At 70.3% G+C, this 15,096-nt stretch carries 12 protein-coding genes; 4 read left to right on the forward strand and 8 right to left on the reverse strand.

Translation table 11 applies throughout. The features are described 5' to 3' along the window. Positions 1 to 11: 11 nt before the first annotated feature. From CCR79_RS06475 to CCR79_RS06510, 8 genes are read right to left on the reverse strand one after another with little or no spacing between them, the layout of a single operon-like run. Positions 12 to 1,175 (reverse strand): alkaline phosphatase family protein, encoded by a 1,164-nt coding sequence (locus tag CCR79_RS06475; RefSeq protein WP_201170027.1) that lies wholly within the window; start codon positions 1,173 to 1,175, stop codon positions 12 to 14. Then, a complete protein-coding gene (locus tag CCR79_RS06480; RefSeq protein WP_201170029.1) occupies positions 1,168 to 2,466 on the reverse strand; it encodes a GAF domain-containing sensor histidine kinase in 1,299 nt (432 codons plus the stop codon). Before CCR79_RS06480 ends, CCR79_RS06475 begins: the two co-directional genes overlap by 8 nt. A gap of 48 nt (positions 2,467 to 2,514) precedes the next feature. Continuing rightward, positions 2,515 to 3,456: a glucokinase gene (locus CCR79_RS06485; RefSeq protein WP_201170032.1), complete on the reverse strand. Its 942-nt coding sequence runs from the start codon at positions 3,454 to 3,456 to the stop codon at positions 2,515 to 2,517. Continuing rightward, the gene (locus CCR79_RS06490) at positions 3,453 to 4,823 is read right to left on the reverse strand and encodes an alpha,alpha-trehalose-phosphate synthase (UDP-forming) (protein WP_201170034.1); all 1,371 of its coding nucleotides are present in this window, start codon (positions 4,821 to 4,823) and stop codon (positions 3,453 to 3,455) included. The genes CCR79_RS06485 and CCR79_RS06490 overlap by 4 nt, the downstream gene beginning before the upstream one ends. After that, a complete protein-coding gene (locus CCR79_RS06495; protein ID WP_201170036.1) occupies positions 4,820 to 6,607 on the reverse strand; it encodes a glycoside hydrolase family 15 protein in 1,788 nt (595 codons plus the stop codon). The genes CCR79_RS06490 and CCR79_RS06495 overlap by 4 nt, the downstream gene beginning before the upstream one ends. Before the next feature lie 43 nt (positions 6,608 to 6,650). Next, a complete protein-coding gene (locus CCR79_RS06500; protein WP_201170038.1) occupies positions 6,651 to 7,247 on the reverse strand; it encodes a carboxymuconolactone decarboxylase family protein in 597 nt (198 codons plus the stop codon). Continuing rightward, the gene (locus tag CCR79_RS06505) at positions 7,238 to 7,690 is read right to left on the reverse strand and encodes a GIY-YIG nuclease family protein (RefSeq protein ID WP_345941484.1); all 453 of its coding nucleotides are present in this window, start codon (positions 7,688 to 7,690) and stop codon (positions 7,238 to 7,240) included. The genes CCR79_RS06500 and CCR79_RS06505 overlap by 10 nt, the downstream gene beginning before the upstream one ends. A gap of 2 nt (positions 7,691 to 7,692) precedes the next feature. Further along, positions 7,693 to 9,261 carry a PAS domain-containing hybrid sensor histidine kinase/response regulator gene (locus tag CCR79_RS06510; protein ID WP_201170040.1) on the reverse strand — a complete coding sequence of 523 codons (1,569 nt, stop codon included), beginning with the start codon at positions 9,259 to 9,261 and terminating at the stop codon, positions 7,693 to 7,695. Positions 9,262 to 9,469: 208 nt separating this feature from the next. Between CCR79_RS06510 and CCR79_RS06515 the strand changes: the two genes are divergently transcribed. From CCR79_RS06515 to menH, 4 genes are all read left to right on the forward strand, one after another. After that, positions 9,470 to 11,068 carry a methyl-accepting chemotaxis protein gene (locus tag CCR79_RS06515; RefSeq protein WP_201170042.1) on the forward strand — a complete coding sequence of 533 codons (1,599 nt, stop codon included), beginning with the start codon at positions 9,470 to 9,472 and terminating at the stop codon, positions 11,066 to 11,068. Positions 11,069 to 11,245: 177 nt separating this feature from the next. Continuing rightward, positions 11,246 to 12,634 (forward strand): isochorismate synthase, encoded by a 1,389-nt coding sequence (locus CCR79_RS06520; RefSeq protein ID WP_238633622.1) that lies wholly within the window; start codon positions 11,246 to 11,248, stop codon positions 12,632 to 12,634. 13 nt (positions 12,635 to 12,647) lie between these two features. Beyond that, entirely contained in the window at positions 12,648 to 14,321 is a 1,674-nt protein-coding gene (gene menD, locus CCR79_RS06525; protein ID WP_201170047.1) for a 2-succinyl-5-enolpyruvyl-6-hydroxy-3-cyclohexene-1-carboxylic-acid synthase, read from the forward strand. 3 nt (positions 14,322 to 14,324) lie between these two features. Then, complete coding sequence (gene menH / locus CCR79_RS06530; protein WP_201170050.1) at positions 14,325 to 15,095, forward strand: 2-succinyl-6-hydroxy-2,4-cyclohexadiene-1-carboxylate synthase; 771 nt, start codon at positions 14,325 to 14,327, stop codon at positions 15,093 to 15,095. Position 15,096 lies beyond the last annotated feature (1 nt).

Here is a 15,096-nt window from a genome sequence, read left to right on the forward strand (position 1 = left end):
TGCTGATGCTATCACGGCCGTGCGGCAATCAGCGGCACCCACTGCTCACTGGCCGAGGCGCCACCGTGCACGCCCACCTGGGCGAAACGGCCCTCACCCACCAGCCGATCCTTGATCACCCAGCCGTCCGCAGGCAACAACACCCAGTCGCCGATCCTCCGGCGCAGCCGGGGGTGCTCGGGCATCGGACCGAACCAACCGGCTGCAAGCAGCTCTTCGGCCCGGGCGACCTGGCAGACGGCCCCCAGGCGCTCCCGACAATAGAGCTGGAAGTCGGTCTCGGTGCCGGGACGCAGGTAGCAGTAAGCCGCCCGCGGCTCGCCGCACAGCGGCAGGGCCAGCATCTCGGCGAGTTCCGGATGGTCCTCGAGGTAGAGGGTCCGCTCGGGGGCGGTGTCGATCAGGCCGTGATCGGCCGTGGCCAGCACCACGGTATCGGTACCCTGGACCCCGTCGAGCAGTCGCTGCCAGGCGATATCGATGGAGCGAAACTGATCGCGCACCGGCGCACTGTCGACCCCGTGCTGATGGCTCAGCGTATCCAGATCCGGCCAGTAGGCGTAGACGAATCGGCGCTGCCGGCCGGGCTCGCGGGCGATCCGCACGAGCACCTCGCGCAGCTCGTCCAGCCCCTGATAACCGTGGCGCCGGGCATAGCGTCCCGTGACCCCGCGGCTGTACGGCGTATCGACCAGCCAAGAGGGCTGGACGACGTGCGTCTCGGCCTCGAAGCGATCCCAGATCGGGTCGCGCTGAAGCAACTCGGCGCTTTCCGGCTCGATACCGGACCACTGCCCCTTGCCCACCCGCGGCCCGAAAGGCAGCCAGGCGGTGACGGCGCCGAGCTCGTGGACGTACATGAACCAGCCTGTGACCCCGTGCCCCCGCGGTGGGCGGCCGGTACTGATACTGGTCAGCGCCGCCGAGGTGGTGGCCGGGAAAACCGAGGTCAGCCCCCGAACCCGGTCTCGGGCCAGTGTGCTGGCCGGCTGTCGGGCCAGGAAGTGGTCGCCGAGGCCGTCGATAATCCAGAGGATCACCGTGCGGGCATCCTCCAGCCCCAGGTCCGGATCGGGGTCGAGGGCTGGATAGTGGCTCGACCCGGCCGCGAATGCGCGACCCAGGGAGGCCATCAGGTTGACCAGCCCGCTGCCCTCGTAGCTCGGCTTATCCATCGCCGGAAACCTCGCTCTCCGCAGGGAAACAGGGCAGTTCGACCCAGAAGACCGACCCGACCCCGGGCTCGCTGGAGAAGCCTAGCTCTCCGCCCATCTGCTCAACCAGGCGGCGAGTCACCACCAGGCCGATTCCGGTCCCCTCCACCTCCGAGGATTCCAGGCCCAGGCGATTGAAGGGGTAGAAGACCTCGCGCTGGCGCTCCTCAGGGATGCCGACCCCGGTGTCCCGCACCCGGAACCGGATCCGGTTGGCGGCGGACGCTTCGACCTCGAGGTCCACCCGCCCCTGCGGCCGGTTGTACTTCACGGCATTGCTGAGCAGGTTGAACAGCACCTGCCGGATGCGCTGTGGATCGGCCCGGATCGTTGCCGGGGCATCAGCGGCCTGCTGCACCGACAGGTGCACCCCAGCATCGGCGGCCAGGGGACCGAGCAGCTCGACGCACTGATCAACCAGCGACCCCGGCGCCACCCACTCCGGCTGCAGCTGCACCCGACCGGCCTCAACCCGGGAGAGATCGAGGATGTCGTCGATCAGCGACAGCAAGTGCCGACCACCCCCGAGGATCTGCTCGACGTAGCCGGCCTGGCGCTCGGAGAGCGGCTCGCGCGGGTCCTGATCGAGGATCTGGGCGAAACCGAGCACGGCGTTCAGCGGCGTGCGCAGTTCGTGGCTCATGCTTGAGAGGAACTGGCTCTTGGCCCGATTACCCCGCTCGGCCTCCTCGCGGGCCTGCTGCAGTTCGAGGTTGGCGCGGCGCAGCTCGGTGGCCGCCCGCTCTTGATCGAGGCGCTGGTTGGCCCGGCGCAGCTCGAACTCGTCCACCACCATGGCCGCCAGCTCCTGCAGGGTCTCCAGCTCGGCGCCGGAGAGGGTCCGCGGCCGGCGATCCCCGAGGCATAGGGTGCCGATCCGCGCGCCGCCATCGACGACCAGCGGCACCCCGGCGTAAAAGCGCAGGTGCGGGGGCCCGGTAACCAGCGGATGGTCCGCGTAGTACGGATCCCGGTGGCTGTCAGTGACCACCAGCGGATCCCCGGCCTCGATCACGCAGTTGCAGAAGGCGATCTCGCGCGGCGTCTCCGTCAGCTCCAGCCCGCGAGCCGCCTTGAACCATTGCCGCTCGCGCTCGACCAGCGAGATGAAAGCGATGGGCACCTCGAAGACCCTTGCGCACAAGCCCACCAGCCGGTCAAAGGCCACCTCGGGGCCGCTTTCACCGCCCTGGTACCGCGCCAGGGCCTCGAGGCGGTGCGCCTCGTCCGCCGGGATGCGGGATGATGCCATGGTCAGAAGGCCTCGCCTGCCAGCCGCATGCCTGAATCCACTCGGGTCTCAAGGGTACCGCAAGTCATCCAGCCACGCGCGCAGCCCGAGCAGCGCAGCTGCCGCCGGATCGTCGATGCGCCAAACCGGCACCGGCTCGAGGTAGCTACGGAAGCGCCCTTTGGCCAGGAAGCGCTCGAGCAACGGCGAGTCGGCTAGCCGCGAGGCACTCAACCGCGGCAGGATCCCGCCGGCGAGGAACACACCTGCGCGCGCACCCAGGGTGAGCGCGAGGTTGCCGGCGGTCCCGCCGAGCAGGGCGAGGAAACGGTCGATGGTCTCCCGGGCCGCCGGGTCGGCCTCGCCGTCGGCGGCAGTAATGGCCTCCGGGGCCGCCTCGACCCCGTGGAGCACCCGGTGCAGCCGGCTCAACCCGGGCCCACTGAGCACCGCCTCGGCGGAGACGTGGCCGAGTTCCCCGCGCAAGGCACCGAGCAACGTTGCCTCGGTCTCGTCGGCGGCGGCGAGGGTGACGTGGCCGCCCTCGCCGGCGATCACCCCCCAGCCCCGGACGGCCGGCACCAGCCCGGAGACGCCCAGGCCCGTGCCCGGCCCAAGCACCGCCATCGCCCCACCCGACGCCGGCGTACCGGATCGCAGCACAGTGCAGTGCGCCGCCGGATCCAGTTCGGGCAGAGCGCGGGCCAGCGCCTGGTAGTCGTTAACCAGCTCGGCACGAGCCGCCCCGGTACGGCACGCCAGCTCGCCGACCTCGAGCTGCCAGCCGAGGTTGGTCAGCCGAACCTCCCCCTGAGCCACGGGTCCGGCCACTGCCGCCGCCACCCACCAGTCTTCGTCGGCGTGCCCGGTGCGGTGGCGCTGCAGCGCCTCGCTGGGGCCGGCGAGATCGCGATTGCGGTACTGCGTGACCGGCCCCGGGGGTTCGCCCGGAACCGCCTCCGCCACGCGGGTATGCGTACCGCCGATGTCGGCCAGCAGGTAACGGGTCACAGCGCCTCCGAACTCCTTGCGCGGTGAGCATCGTGCAGGGCCTGGATGAACTCCGTCCGCCAGCGGTGGATATCCTGCCGGCGCAGGGCCTCGATCATCTGCTGCCAGCGCTCGCGTCGCTCACCCAGCGGCATGGTCAGCGCCTGGTGCATAGCATCGACCATCTGGTCCACATCGTAGGGATTGACCAGCACCGCGCCATCCAACTCCTGCGCCGCGCCCGCATAGCGCGAGAGCACAAGGGCACCCGGATCACCGGGATCCTGAGCGGCGACGAACTCCTTCGCCACCAGGTTCATGCCGTCGCGCATCGGGGTGATCAGCCCGACATCGCTGCGCGCCAGAAAGCCAAGGATGTTCGAGCGGTGGAAGCCGCGGTTGAGGTAGCGCAGCGGCACCCAGTCGTACTCCGCGAAACGACCATTGATGTGGCCGGCCAGGTACTCCAGGTGCTGGCGGATCTCCTCGTACTCGGGCACATCCCCGCGTGAGACGGGGGCGATCTGCAGGAAGACCACATCCCCGCGCTGCTCGCTGTGCTGCTCGAGCAGGGCCTCGTAGGCCTCGAACCGGTTGCGCAGGCCCTTGCTGTAGTCGAGCCGGTCGACCCCGATCATCAGCCGCCGATCGCGCAGACTCTGCTGCAGCCGCCGCCCCTGCTGGGAGTTGTAACCCCGCTGGGCCTCGCGGGCTACCTGATCGACATCGATGCTGATGGGGAAGACCTCGGCCCGGGGGCGCGGGAGCTGCGGGCGGTAATGCGCCAGGCAGTCGAAGAAGTTGTCCCGGTCGATGGCTGTCTGGAACCCCACCAGGTCGTAGCGGCACAGGGACTCAAGCAGACGCTCGTGGCCCGGTAGAGCGCGGTAGACATCCCAGGGCGGGAAGGGGGTGTGCAGGAAGAAGCCGATGGGCGCCTCGACGCCCTGTTCGCGCAGCAACTGCCCGAGCGGGATGAAGTGGTAGTCATGGACCCAGATAACCTCGTCGCCCTCAAGCAGCGGCGGTAGGTGCTCGGCGAACAGCCGGTTCACCTCCCAGTAGCCCTCGACGCGCTCCCGGCGGCAGTGCACGAAGGACATGCGGTAGTGGAACAGCGGCCACAGCACCTGGTTGGCGTACCCCAGGTAGTACCGGTTGTATTCACTGCGACTCAGACGCAGGGTGGCGTAACGCACCCCGTTGGCGGTCTGCACGCGCGGCTGGCGCAACCCGTCGATGCGCTCGTCGACGCCGCCGTCCCAGCCGAACCAGATCCCGCCAGACTCCTCCAGCGCCGAGCGCAGGCCGACAGCGAGCCCACCCTGGGCCGCCTGCAGCTGGCTGGGCAGGGCCACACGGTTGGAAACGGTCACCAGTCGACTCACAGCGGTTCCTCCCAAGTACGACTCAGGCGCATGGCCGAGTTAATGAGTCCGACCATGCTGTAGGTCTGCGGGAAGTTGCCCCAGAGTTCTCCAGTGTACGGGTCGATATCCTCCGAGAGCAGACCGACGTGATTGCGGCACTCGAGCAGGCGCTCGAACAGCGCGCGGGCCTCCGCGTCACGCCCGACCGCGGCCAGGGCATCGATATACCAGAAGGTGCAGGTGGTGAAGGCCGTGTGCGGCTTGCCGAAGTCGTCCTCGTGGACGTAGCGGAACAGGAAGTCGCCGTGGCGCAGCTCCTGCTCCACGGCGCGCACGGTTCCGGCCAGACGCGGGTCGCCCGCGCGCAGGAAACCCCATTCGTAGAGCAGCATCAGACTGGCGTCGAGATCCTGGCCGCCGAAGCTGGCCATGTAGCTGTTGCGCTGCTCGTTCCAGGCCTCGGTGCGGATGGTGGCTGCCATCTCGTCGGCGCGGCGGCGCCAGTAGTCGGCCCGCTCCATCAGCCCCAGTTTAGCGGCGATAGCGCGCAGGTTGCGGGCAGCCGCCCAGCAGATTGCCGCCGAGAAAGTGTGCACCTTCTCAAAACCGCGGAACTCCCAGGGGCCGGCATCCGGCTCGCGGTAGACGGCCACGGCCTGCTCGCCGAGCTGCTCAAGGCGACGGAACAGCGCTTCATCGCCGCGGCGGCGCAGGCGCTCATCGAAGAACAGGTGCGCCGTGGCCAGGATCACCGAGCCGTAGACGTCGTTCTGCTGCTGCTCGTAGGCCTGGTTGCCGATGCGGACCGGGCCCATCTCCCGGTATCCGGGCAACCCGTAGGCGATGGTCTCGAAGAGATCATCGCGGCCGTTGATGCGATACACCGGGCGCAGGGAGCGACCCTCGATACCGGCGGTGGTGTTGATGATGAAGCGCACGTAGTGCTCCATCGTCTTGGTCGCCCCCAGCCGGTTGAGGGCGTTGATCACGAAGTACGCGTCACGCAGCCAGCAGTACCGGTAGTCCCAGTTGCGACCGGTATCCGGCGCCTCGGGGACCGAGGTGGTCACCGCGGCGATCACCGCACCGGTGTCCTCGTAGGTGTTGAGCTTAAGCGTGATCGCGGCGCGGATCACCGCCTCCTGCCACTCGAAGGGGATGGCCAGGTTGCGCACCCACTCCTGCCAATAGATGCAGGTGTGCTCATAGAACTGGTAGCCCGTCTCATGGGGCGACTGGGGCAGCGTCTCGTCGGGACCGAACACGAGCGTCAGGTCGTCCTCGAGGATGAACGGGGTCTCATCCTGGATCGCGGTCAGCGAGGCGTCGGTGGTCAGGCGCAGGACTTGGCCCGGGCCGACGTAGCGCACGTGATTGCTGCCCTGGGTGACGCTGGGCAACGCCCGACCATGATCGAACACCGGCCGCACCACCAGCCGAATCAGGGGCGAACCGGCCACCCGGCGCACCTGGCGGATCAACTCCACCGGGCGGAAGGTTCGTCCGAACTGCTCGAAGCGCGGGGCGAAGTCGGTCACCTCCACCACCCCGCCCTGATGATCGTAGAGCCGCGTCACCACGATGGCGGTGTTCCGCTCGTACCACTGCTCGGTGCGCGCCAACCCCTCGAGTTCGATGGCGAACCGCCCCGCCCCGGCGCCGGCGGCCGGATCGCCGAGCAGGGAGCAGAACACCGGATCGCCGTCGAAGCGGGGCATACAGGCCCAGGTGATCTCGGCCTGGCGGTTGACCAGCGCGGCAAAGGCGCAGTTGCCAATCAGGGCTTGCTCCAGCGTGCTCACGGGACCTCCTCGTCACTCGGATCCACACCTTTCGGAGGATACCCTACTCGCCCCGGGCCGGGTTCGCCTCCCGGGCCACCGCCTCGCCACGCTCGTTGACGCTCAGCACGCACAGCCCCTGGGGCGGGACATCGAGGGCATTGTTGAACTTGGTGGTCATGTTGTGGAAGGCCACCAGCCCGGTGAGTTCGATCAGGGCCTCATCATCCAGATGGCGCTTCACCGCCCCGACCACGTCGGCGCTGACCGGGGTGTCGCTGCGCGTGACCGCCTCGACGTAGCCGAGCACCACCCGCTCCCGGCTGGTGAAACCCTCCCCCTCGGCCCAATCGGCGACCGCACGGATCTTCTCCCAGGGCACACCCTGTCGTTGGAGGCTGTGGGCGCTCTGATCAACCGTGAAAGGGCATTCGTTGAGCTGCCCCACGCGCAGCCCCACCAACCCGCGCAGACCGGGCTCGAGGTCGGCGCGCCGGCGCTCGAACGCCGCCCCGAGGAGCATCAGCGGCGCCAGCAACCGGGGCCGGCGCGCCCACAGGCGGATCGGTTCGGACACCGAGCCGGCGCGCCGCCGCTGCCACCAGAACCAAGGGCGCAGGTACCAGGGGTAAGCGCTCAGGGGCATGGGATCTACGTACATGGGTGTCCTCTTTCCGGGGATTGCGGGTGCTGCCGGAGGCTATCGGCGCCGCCACTCGCAGCGTCCGGCACAGGCGCCGCGCCGAGCCAGCGCAGGTGGCTACCACAGCCGGCCACGCAGTCGCTAGCGCCGAAGCCCGACACCACCACGATACCGCCATTGCGGCGGTTGCGCCGACACTCCGGCTCGGCGTGCCGGGTGACCGACACCACGATGACGCGCCGGTCGCCGGTCAGGTAGTCCAGGTGCCAGCGCCGCGGTTTGTCCCGGCGCAGGTGCCGGGCGATCCGGGCATCCATGTTGCGCCGCGCGCTGCCCGTGTAGACCCACCAGCCGGCGGGGAATCCCACCATCCCGAGCCGGCCCACTCTGACCCGCATCGCCTCGGTAAGGAACAGCGTCAGGCAGTAGGTGGTGGCGTCCTGCTGCACCCCGGCTCCCACGGCTAGCGACTCAGCCGGACCTCGCGGATCAGCGCATCGAGCTGCTCCAGCTCGAAAGGCTTGACGATATAGTCGTTGAACCCCTCGTCCATGGCTCGGCGACGGACCTCGTCGCTGGCATCGGCGCTGACCGCCACCAGCGGTGTCTCGTGCAGCGCCGGATCGGCGCGCAGCTGCCGGGCCAAGGCAAAGCCGTCGGTATCCGGCAGGTGCATGTCGAGCAGGATCAGATCCGGCCGCTTGCGCTTGGCCATCTCCAGCCCGGTGCCTCCGTCGTAGGCCTCGAGCAGCTCCACGCCCCGGCGCTTGGCCACCAAACCGCTGAGCAGCAGCATGTTGACCCGATTGTCCTCCACCGCCAGCACACGCAGGGGCGGATCATCGGCGCGCTCATCCAGCAACTGCGGGTCGAGGCTCGGCGTGTGGTGCCGATCCCAGCCCTCACCGTCGATGCCGGGCAGGCTCAGCCGGAAGCGGGAGCCCTGATCCGGTGCGCTCTCGACCAAATGCAGATCACCGCCCATCAGGCGGCTGAGCCGCAGCGCCAGCGGTAGCCCGATCCCCACGCCCTCGATGCTTCCCGTCTCGCGCCCGAGCCGGTCGAAGGTCTCGAAGAGCCCCTCGCGGCGCTCCGGATCAATCCCCAGCCCCGTGTCGGCCACGTCGACCCACACCTGCCCGGCCTCGTCGCATCCGTAGCTGAGGACCACCGATCCGCCCTCACGGTTGTACTTGATGGCGTTGGTCAGCAGGTTCAGCACCACCTGCTTGAGCCGCAGCCGGTCCGCCCAGACACACACCCCGCTGGAGCGCCCGGAACCCTCCAGGCGCAGGCTGACGCCGTGGTCGGCGGCCTGATCACGCACGAGGCGCAGACCCTCCTGCAGCAGATCGGAGACGCGCACCGTCTCCGGCGTCAGTGACGCACGGCCGGCCTCGATCCGCGCCAGATCCAGGATGTCGCCGACCAGATCACGCAGGTGCCAGCCGGCACTGAGGATGTGGCGCAAGTATTCGCTGCGGGTGGCGGCATCGAGCTCATCGTCGGCATAGAGCAGCTGCGCGAAGCCGACGATGGCGTTGAGCGGGGTGCGCAGCTCGTGGCTCATCGCCGAGAGGAACTCCGACTTGGCCCGGTCCGTGCGCTCGGCCGCCACCCGCGCCTCGGCGTGCTCGGACTCGCGCGCCTTATAATCCTCGATATCGAGCAGGGCGCCGGCCACCGCGGTCATCCGGCCGGCGGCATCGCGCACCGGCGTCCCGGTCGCGCGCAGCCAGCGCTGCTCCCCGCCGGCAACCCGGGCTTGGAACTCGACATCGTAGGCGGTGCCGTCATCGATGCACCGGCGATAGGCCTCCTGCAACCGCTCGCGATGCTCGAGGGCATAGTGGTCCAGCCCCTCGCGGGCCGGCCGCGGGGCGTCGTCGGTCAAGCCGAAGAGGGCCCGGGCGCGCGGACACAGCTCGATGCACTCGGTCTGCAGGTCGATACGCCATACGCCCAAGCCCACCGACTCGGCGGCCAGGGTAAGTAAGTCGTCCGGGTCGGACTCGGCATTCAATCTGGGCAAACGTCCACCCTCAGCAGTGCAGGAACCAGCGGCCCACGGCCCTGCGGGGACCGATTCCCCACGGGATCACTGTAGCCCCGGAGCAGCGGTTGGCCCAACCCCGACCGCGCCCACAGGGAAGTGACTCCACCAACGAAAGACCGTACTCTGGATCATACATTGGTTCAGGCGCGGCCGCGCCGCCGCCGACACAGAGGAGGGCTCCGCGTTGCGAGTCAACGAACCGGTCACGCAGCGCCGTGTTGCCGTCTGGGATGGCGCCAACATCCTGTCGACCACCGACTCCCGCGGACGGATCCGCTACATCAACGAGGACTTTGTCCGCATCAGCGGCTACCAACCGGACGAACTCATCGGGCAACCCCACAACGTGATCCGTCACCCGGACATGCCGCGGGTGGTGTTCGAGCACATGTGGCAGCGCCTGCAGTCCGGGCAACCGTGGATGGGGGTGATCAAGAACCGCTGCAAGAACGGCGATCACTACTGGGTTCACGCCTACGCCACGCCCATCCGAGACGATACGGGCAACATCACCGAGATCCAGTCGGTGCGTCAGCAGATCGGCGACGAGGCGGTGATCGAGCGGGCCGAACGCGCTTACCGGCGCCTGCGCGCCGCGGAGCCGGACAAGGGCCCCCTGCCCGCCGGGCTGATCGAACGGCGGCGCCCGGGCGGTGGCGTCTGGCTGGCCGGCGGTGCGCTGGCCGCACTGCTCGGCGTCGCCCTCGGCGCCCTGCTGCCGGTCGGCACCGGGGGCCAGCTGTCGCTCGGCACCGCCGGCATCGCCGCCCTCGGCGCCGCCGGCCTGCAGGTGCTGAGTCAGCTCCGTGGCGCCCGCGAGCAGGCCCGAGCGCTGCTCGATGACCCGCTCAGCGAGGCGATCTACCTCGGCCGCCGCGACGATCGAGCGTCGATCCATCTGGCGCTGCTGCACCTCGCCTCCGAGACCCAGGCCATCGCCAAGCGCCTGGGGGACGACGCCCGCCGCCTCTCCGCAGAGGCCGCCGAGGCCCGCCAGTCGATGCACGCGGTGCGCGACGAGGCGCAGCAGCAGAGCGACGAAACCCGCAGCGTAGCCACCGCCATGGAACAGATGAGCGCGACGGTCCAGGAGGTGGCCCAGAACGCTTCGGCCACCGCCGATGCCACCGAGCGCGCCGGGAAACAGACCGAGCGGGGCCGGCAGACCGTGGAACAGAGCACCGCCGCGGTGCGCTCCCTGGTCCGCGACATCGAGAACGCCGCGGCCACCATCGAACGGGTCAACGGCGAGGCGGAGCGCATCGGCAAGGCGGCCACCCTCATCGGCAAGATCACCAAGCAGACCCACCTGCTCGCCCTGAATGCGTCGGTGGAATCCGCCCGCGCCGGCGAGGCGGGGCGCAGCTTTACCGTCGTCGCCGAGGAGGTGCGCAAGCTCGCCGGGCAGACGGCGGAATCGACCCGCGAGATCGATGGCATCATCGAGTCGCTGCAGAGCGGCTCGGCCGAGGCCGTCGAGGCCATGCGTGAGAGCCGCAGTCGCGCCGAGCAGACCCTGGCGCACGCCGACGAGTCCAGCAGCTCGCTGCAGGAGATCCAGGCGGCCGTCGACGAGATCCGCGACATGGCCGGCCAGATCGCCACCGCCACCGAACAGCAGGGGGCCACCTCGCAGGAGATCGCGCGCAGCGTCTCGAGCATCGAGGGGGTGGCCGAGCGGGTCACCGGCGAATCGCTGCGAACCGACGAACGGCTGCAGGCGGTCACCGAGCGCATCGCCGGCATCGAGGCTCTGACCGGCCGGTTCGTGCGTCGCCGCTGAACCGGCCCACGGGGCCGCGCAGGCACCGCGCCGCCGAACCGCCAACCGCACGCCGCATGCGTGCGCGCGAGTGCTCGTTCAGGTAGTGTATAACCCCTGCGCGACACCCTGATCCGTGCCGGGCGCAGCACCACCAACCCCTGGATCGCGATGCCTCACAGCCCGCAACGTGCCAACGTGCCGGGTACCCCACCGAGCGGGGACGCCGGCCACCGTCGAGGGAGCCCCTGCGACCCCGCGGAGCAGGCCATCGAGGACCTGCTCGTGCAGGTGCGGCAGTGGCGGTTCGAGAGCCCGGGCCTGGTGCGAGCCAGCGTGCCCGTACCGGAGGTCGACCCGCTCGCTTGGCTGGAGGCCAACCCGCTGGCGCCGCGCTGCTACTGGCAGGACCGCTCCGGTCAGATCCGCCTGGCCGGCATCGGCGCCGCTTGGCGGTACACGGCCGACACCCCGGACGACCACCCCGCGCTGCTGCGCCACGCCCAGAGCCTGGCGCGCCACCCCGGGGTCCACCTGCTCTGCGCCTTCTCCTTCGATGGCCGCTCTGGTGCCGGCGAGTGGCAGGGTTTCCCAGCCAGCCTGGCCCTACTCCCCGCAGTGGAACTGCAAGGCAACCGCGCCGGGCAGCAGCTGAGTGTCAACCTGTACGCCGAAAGTGCTGCGGAACTCCGGCAACGCCGGAGCGAGCTGACCGGGCTCCTTGAGGATCTGCGCCCGGCAGCCGTGAGCGAACACCGGCCGGCACGGGTCACCGACCGCACGGAGGACCTGGATTTCGCCGAGTGCAGCAGCCGCATCGAGGCGATCCTCCGAGACATCCGGGTCGGCCACGTGCACAAGGCGGTGCTGGCCCGGCAGGTAGCCCTCCGACTCGACCGCCCGCTGGCCGCCTTCACCACGCTGCGCCGCTGGTCGGCGATCACCGACGGCAGCTACTGCTTCGCCATCGAGCACGCCGGACGGATCTTCATGGGCTGCTCGCCGGAGCGGCTGTTCTACCGCAGCGGGCGTTCGGTCCAGACCGAATCCCTGGCCGGCACTGTGCGCCGCGGTGAGACCGCGGCGGAGGACGCCGCCCTGGAGGCGTCCTTGCGGGAGGACTCTAAGCTGGTCCGCGAACACGCCTGGGTCACCCGCTACATCCGCGGGGAACTCGAGCCTTGGGCGATCCGCATCGACGCCCCCGAGCAGGCCGGAGTGCTCAAACTCGACCGCATCCAGCACCGCCGGCTGCCCATCGAGGCGACCCTGCGCCCGGGGGTCGGCGACCACCAACTGCTCGATGCCCTCCACCCGACACCGGCGGTCTGCGGCTTCCCGCGCCGCCGGGCCCAGGACCTGATCAGCCGCCAGGAGGGTTTCCGCCGCGGCTGGTACAGCGGGGTCATCGGCCTGCTTTCCGGCGATGCCTCGGAGCTGGCCGTGGCTATCCGCTCGGCGCTGGTCGCCGGCGACCGGGCCTGGTGCTACTCCGGCGTCGGCATCGTCCAGGGCTCCGAGCCCGAGGCCGAGTGGCAGGAGCTGGAGGCCAAGATCGAGTCCTTCCTCTCCGCCGTGCAGGGCTAGTCCGGGGGACAGCGTGCGCACCGAGGACCTCAACGCCACCTGGGCCGGCAGCCTTATCGACCGTCTGCACGGCCACGGCGTGGTGGACTTCTGCATCGCCCCCGGCAGCCGCAGTGCCCCTCTGGCACTGGCCGCCGCCCGACGAACCGAGGCCGCCTGCGGGCTGCGCGTGCACACCCACTTCGACGAACGCGGCCTGGCCTTCTACGCATTGGGGCTGATTCGCGCCAGCCAGCGCCCGGTAGCGGTGATCACCACCTCGGGCACAGCAGTGCCGAACCTCCACCCCGCGGTCGCGGAGGCCCGGCAGAGCCGGCTACCCCTGGTGGTGATCAGCGCCGATCGACCGCCCGAACTACACGACTGCGGCGCCAACCAGGCCATGCCCCAGGAGGGCCTCTTCGCCCCGCTGGTACGGGCCACCCTGGCACTGCCGACACCCGAGACGGCGCTGTGCGGCCGCTGGCTGAACCGGCGTCTGGACGCCACCCTGACCGCCGCCACCGACCCCGGCGGCAGCGGGCCCATCCATATCAACATGCCGCTGCGCGAACCCCTCTACGGGGGCGCCGAACAACCCGCGGCGCCCCCGCCCCTGCCACCCGGCCACCAGGGGCAAGTAGCGGCGCCGCCGCTTAAGGAGGCGGACCCACCGCAGCTGTTCGTCGCCGGTGAGCTGCGCAGCGACGAGGCCGAAGCGGTGCTGGAGACCGCCGCCGCCGGCAACATCCCCGTCCTCGCCGACCCCGGCAGCCAGCTGCGCTTGCGCGCCCACCCGTGCGTGGTCGGCGGGGCGGAGCTATTGCTTGCCACGGCCGCCGGGCGCGAGGCCCTGGGCCACGCCCGCCAGGTCGTCCAGTTCGGTGGCCGGCTCACCGGCCGCCGGCTGCCCGCCTGGCTCGCCGACCACGCACCGCAGCGCTGGCTGGTCACCCGTGGCGATGAGGATCTCGACCCCGACTGGCACGCGACCACGGTTCAGGCGGATATCGCCGCCGCATGCCGCACCCTTCGCCCCGACGCGCCACAGCCGCCACTACCCGGCCTTGCCGAGGCCCGCGCCCGGGTGGCCGAGGCGTGCCGCACGGCGCTGGCCAACGCCCCGTTCGCGGAGCCGGCCGCCGCCGAGCGAATCAGCCAGGTGCTGCCACCAGGCATGGCGCTGTTCCCCGGCAACAGCCTACCGATCCGGGTCTTCGATCTCTTTGCCGCACCCGCCCACGGCAACCCCTGCGTCACGCAACGCGGCGTCAGCGGCATCGATGGGCTGATCGCCACCGCCGCCGGTTTCGCCCACCACCACCGGGACGGCGTCACGCTGGTGGTCGGCGACCTATCGGCCCTGCACGACCTCAACAGCCTGGCCCTGCTCGGCGAGGCCCGACATACCTGCGTGGTGGTGGTGCTCAACAACGATGGCGGCGGCATCTTCGATCTGCTGCCGGCCCGCGAAGAGACCGGCGAGGCCCATCGCCGCCTGTTCCGCATGCCCCACGGCTACGGGTTCGCCCGTGCGGCCGAGCAGTTCCGGCTGCCCTACTGGCACTGCGGCGACGGCGACAGCCTCCAGGCGGCTCACCGCGAGGCGCGATCCAGGCCCGGCGGCAGCGTCATCGAAGTGGTGTGCCCGCCCGGCGCCGGCAGCGGGCAGATAGCGGCCCTGTTCCGCGCCCTCGAGGCGTTGTGACCGATGGCGGATGCAGGACCCACCGCCCACACCCCCGATGTCGTCTGCCTGCACGGCTTCCTGGGCGATCCCGACGAGTGGCGGCCGGTGGCCGAGGCGCTGGCGCCGGGGTTGCGCTGCCGAACCCCGCCCCTGCCTGGACACGACGGCGCACCGCCGCCGGGGCAAACCTTTGATGCGCTGGCCGACGCCCTCTGGGCGCGCCTGGCCCCCGAACTGCCGCCGCGCTTCGCCCTGGTTGGCTACTCCCTCGGCGGTCGCCTGGCCCTCGCGCTTGCCGACCGGCATCCCCAGCGAATCAGCGCGCTGATCCTAGAGGGCGCCCACCCGGGGCTGCAGGATGCCTCGGCAAGGGCGCAGCGGCGTCGCCACGATGATGCCTGGGCCCGACGTCTGAGCACCGGCTCATGGCTGGAGAACCTGGACGCCTGGTACCGCCAACCGGTCTTCGCCGACCTGAGCGAGCCACGTCGCCGGGCCCTGATACAGCGCCGGGCCGGACACGACCCCCAACACCTGGCCGCGACCCTGCGCGCCGCCAGCCTGGCCGGACAGCCGGATCTGCGCCCGGCGCTGCGCCGCCTCGCAGCCCCCTGCGCCTACATCGCCGGCGCGCGGGATCAGAAGTTCTCGGCCATCGCCGACGACCTGGCCACCCAGACCCCGGGGCTTACGGTTGTCAAAATCGATGGCGTCGGGCATAACTGCCACGCCGAGGCCCCCGAGGCGGTGGCCGCAGTCATCCAACGCATCTGCACCGGTGAGCACCCCTGAT

Source organism: Halorhodospira halophila, assembly GCF_016653405.1.
Classification (GTDB): domain Bacteria; phylum Pseudomonadota; class Gammaproteobacteria; order Nitrococcales; family Halorhodospiraceae; genus Halorhodospira; species Halorhodospira halophila_A.

Bases quoted from the DNA above. Each gene is read 5' to 3' on its own strand.
- CCR79_RS06475 (WP_201170027.1), bottom strand. From the start codon at position 1,175: ATGGATAAGCCGAGCTACGAGGGCAGCGGGCTGGTCAACCTGATGGCC.
- menH (WP_201170050.1), top strand. From the start codon at position 14,325: ATGGCGGATGCAGGACCCACCGCCCACACCCCCGATGTCGTCTGCCTG.
- CCR79_RS06480 (WP_201170029.1), bottom strand. From the start codon at position 2,466: ATGGCATCATCCCGCATCCCGGCGGACGAGGCGCACCGCCTCGAGGCC.
- CCR79_RS06500 (WP_201170038.1), bottom strand. From the start codon at position 7,247: ATGTACGTAGATCCCATGCCCCTGAGCGCTTACCCCTGGTACCTGCGC.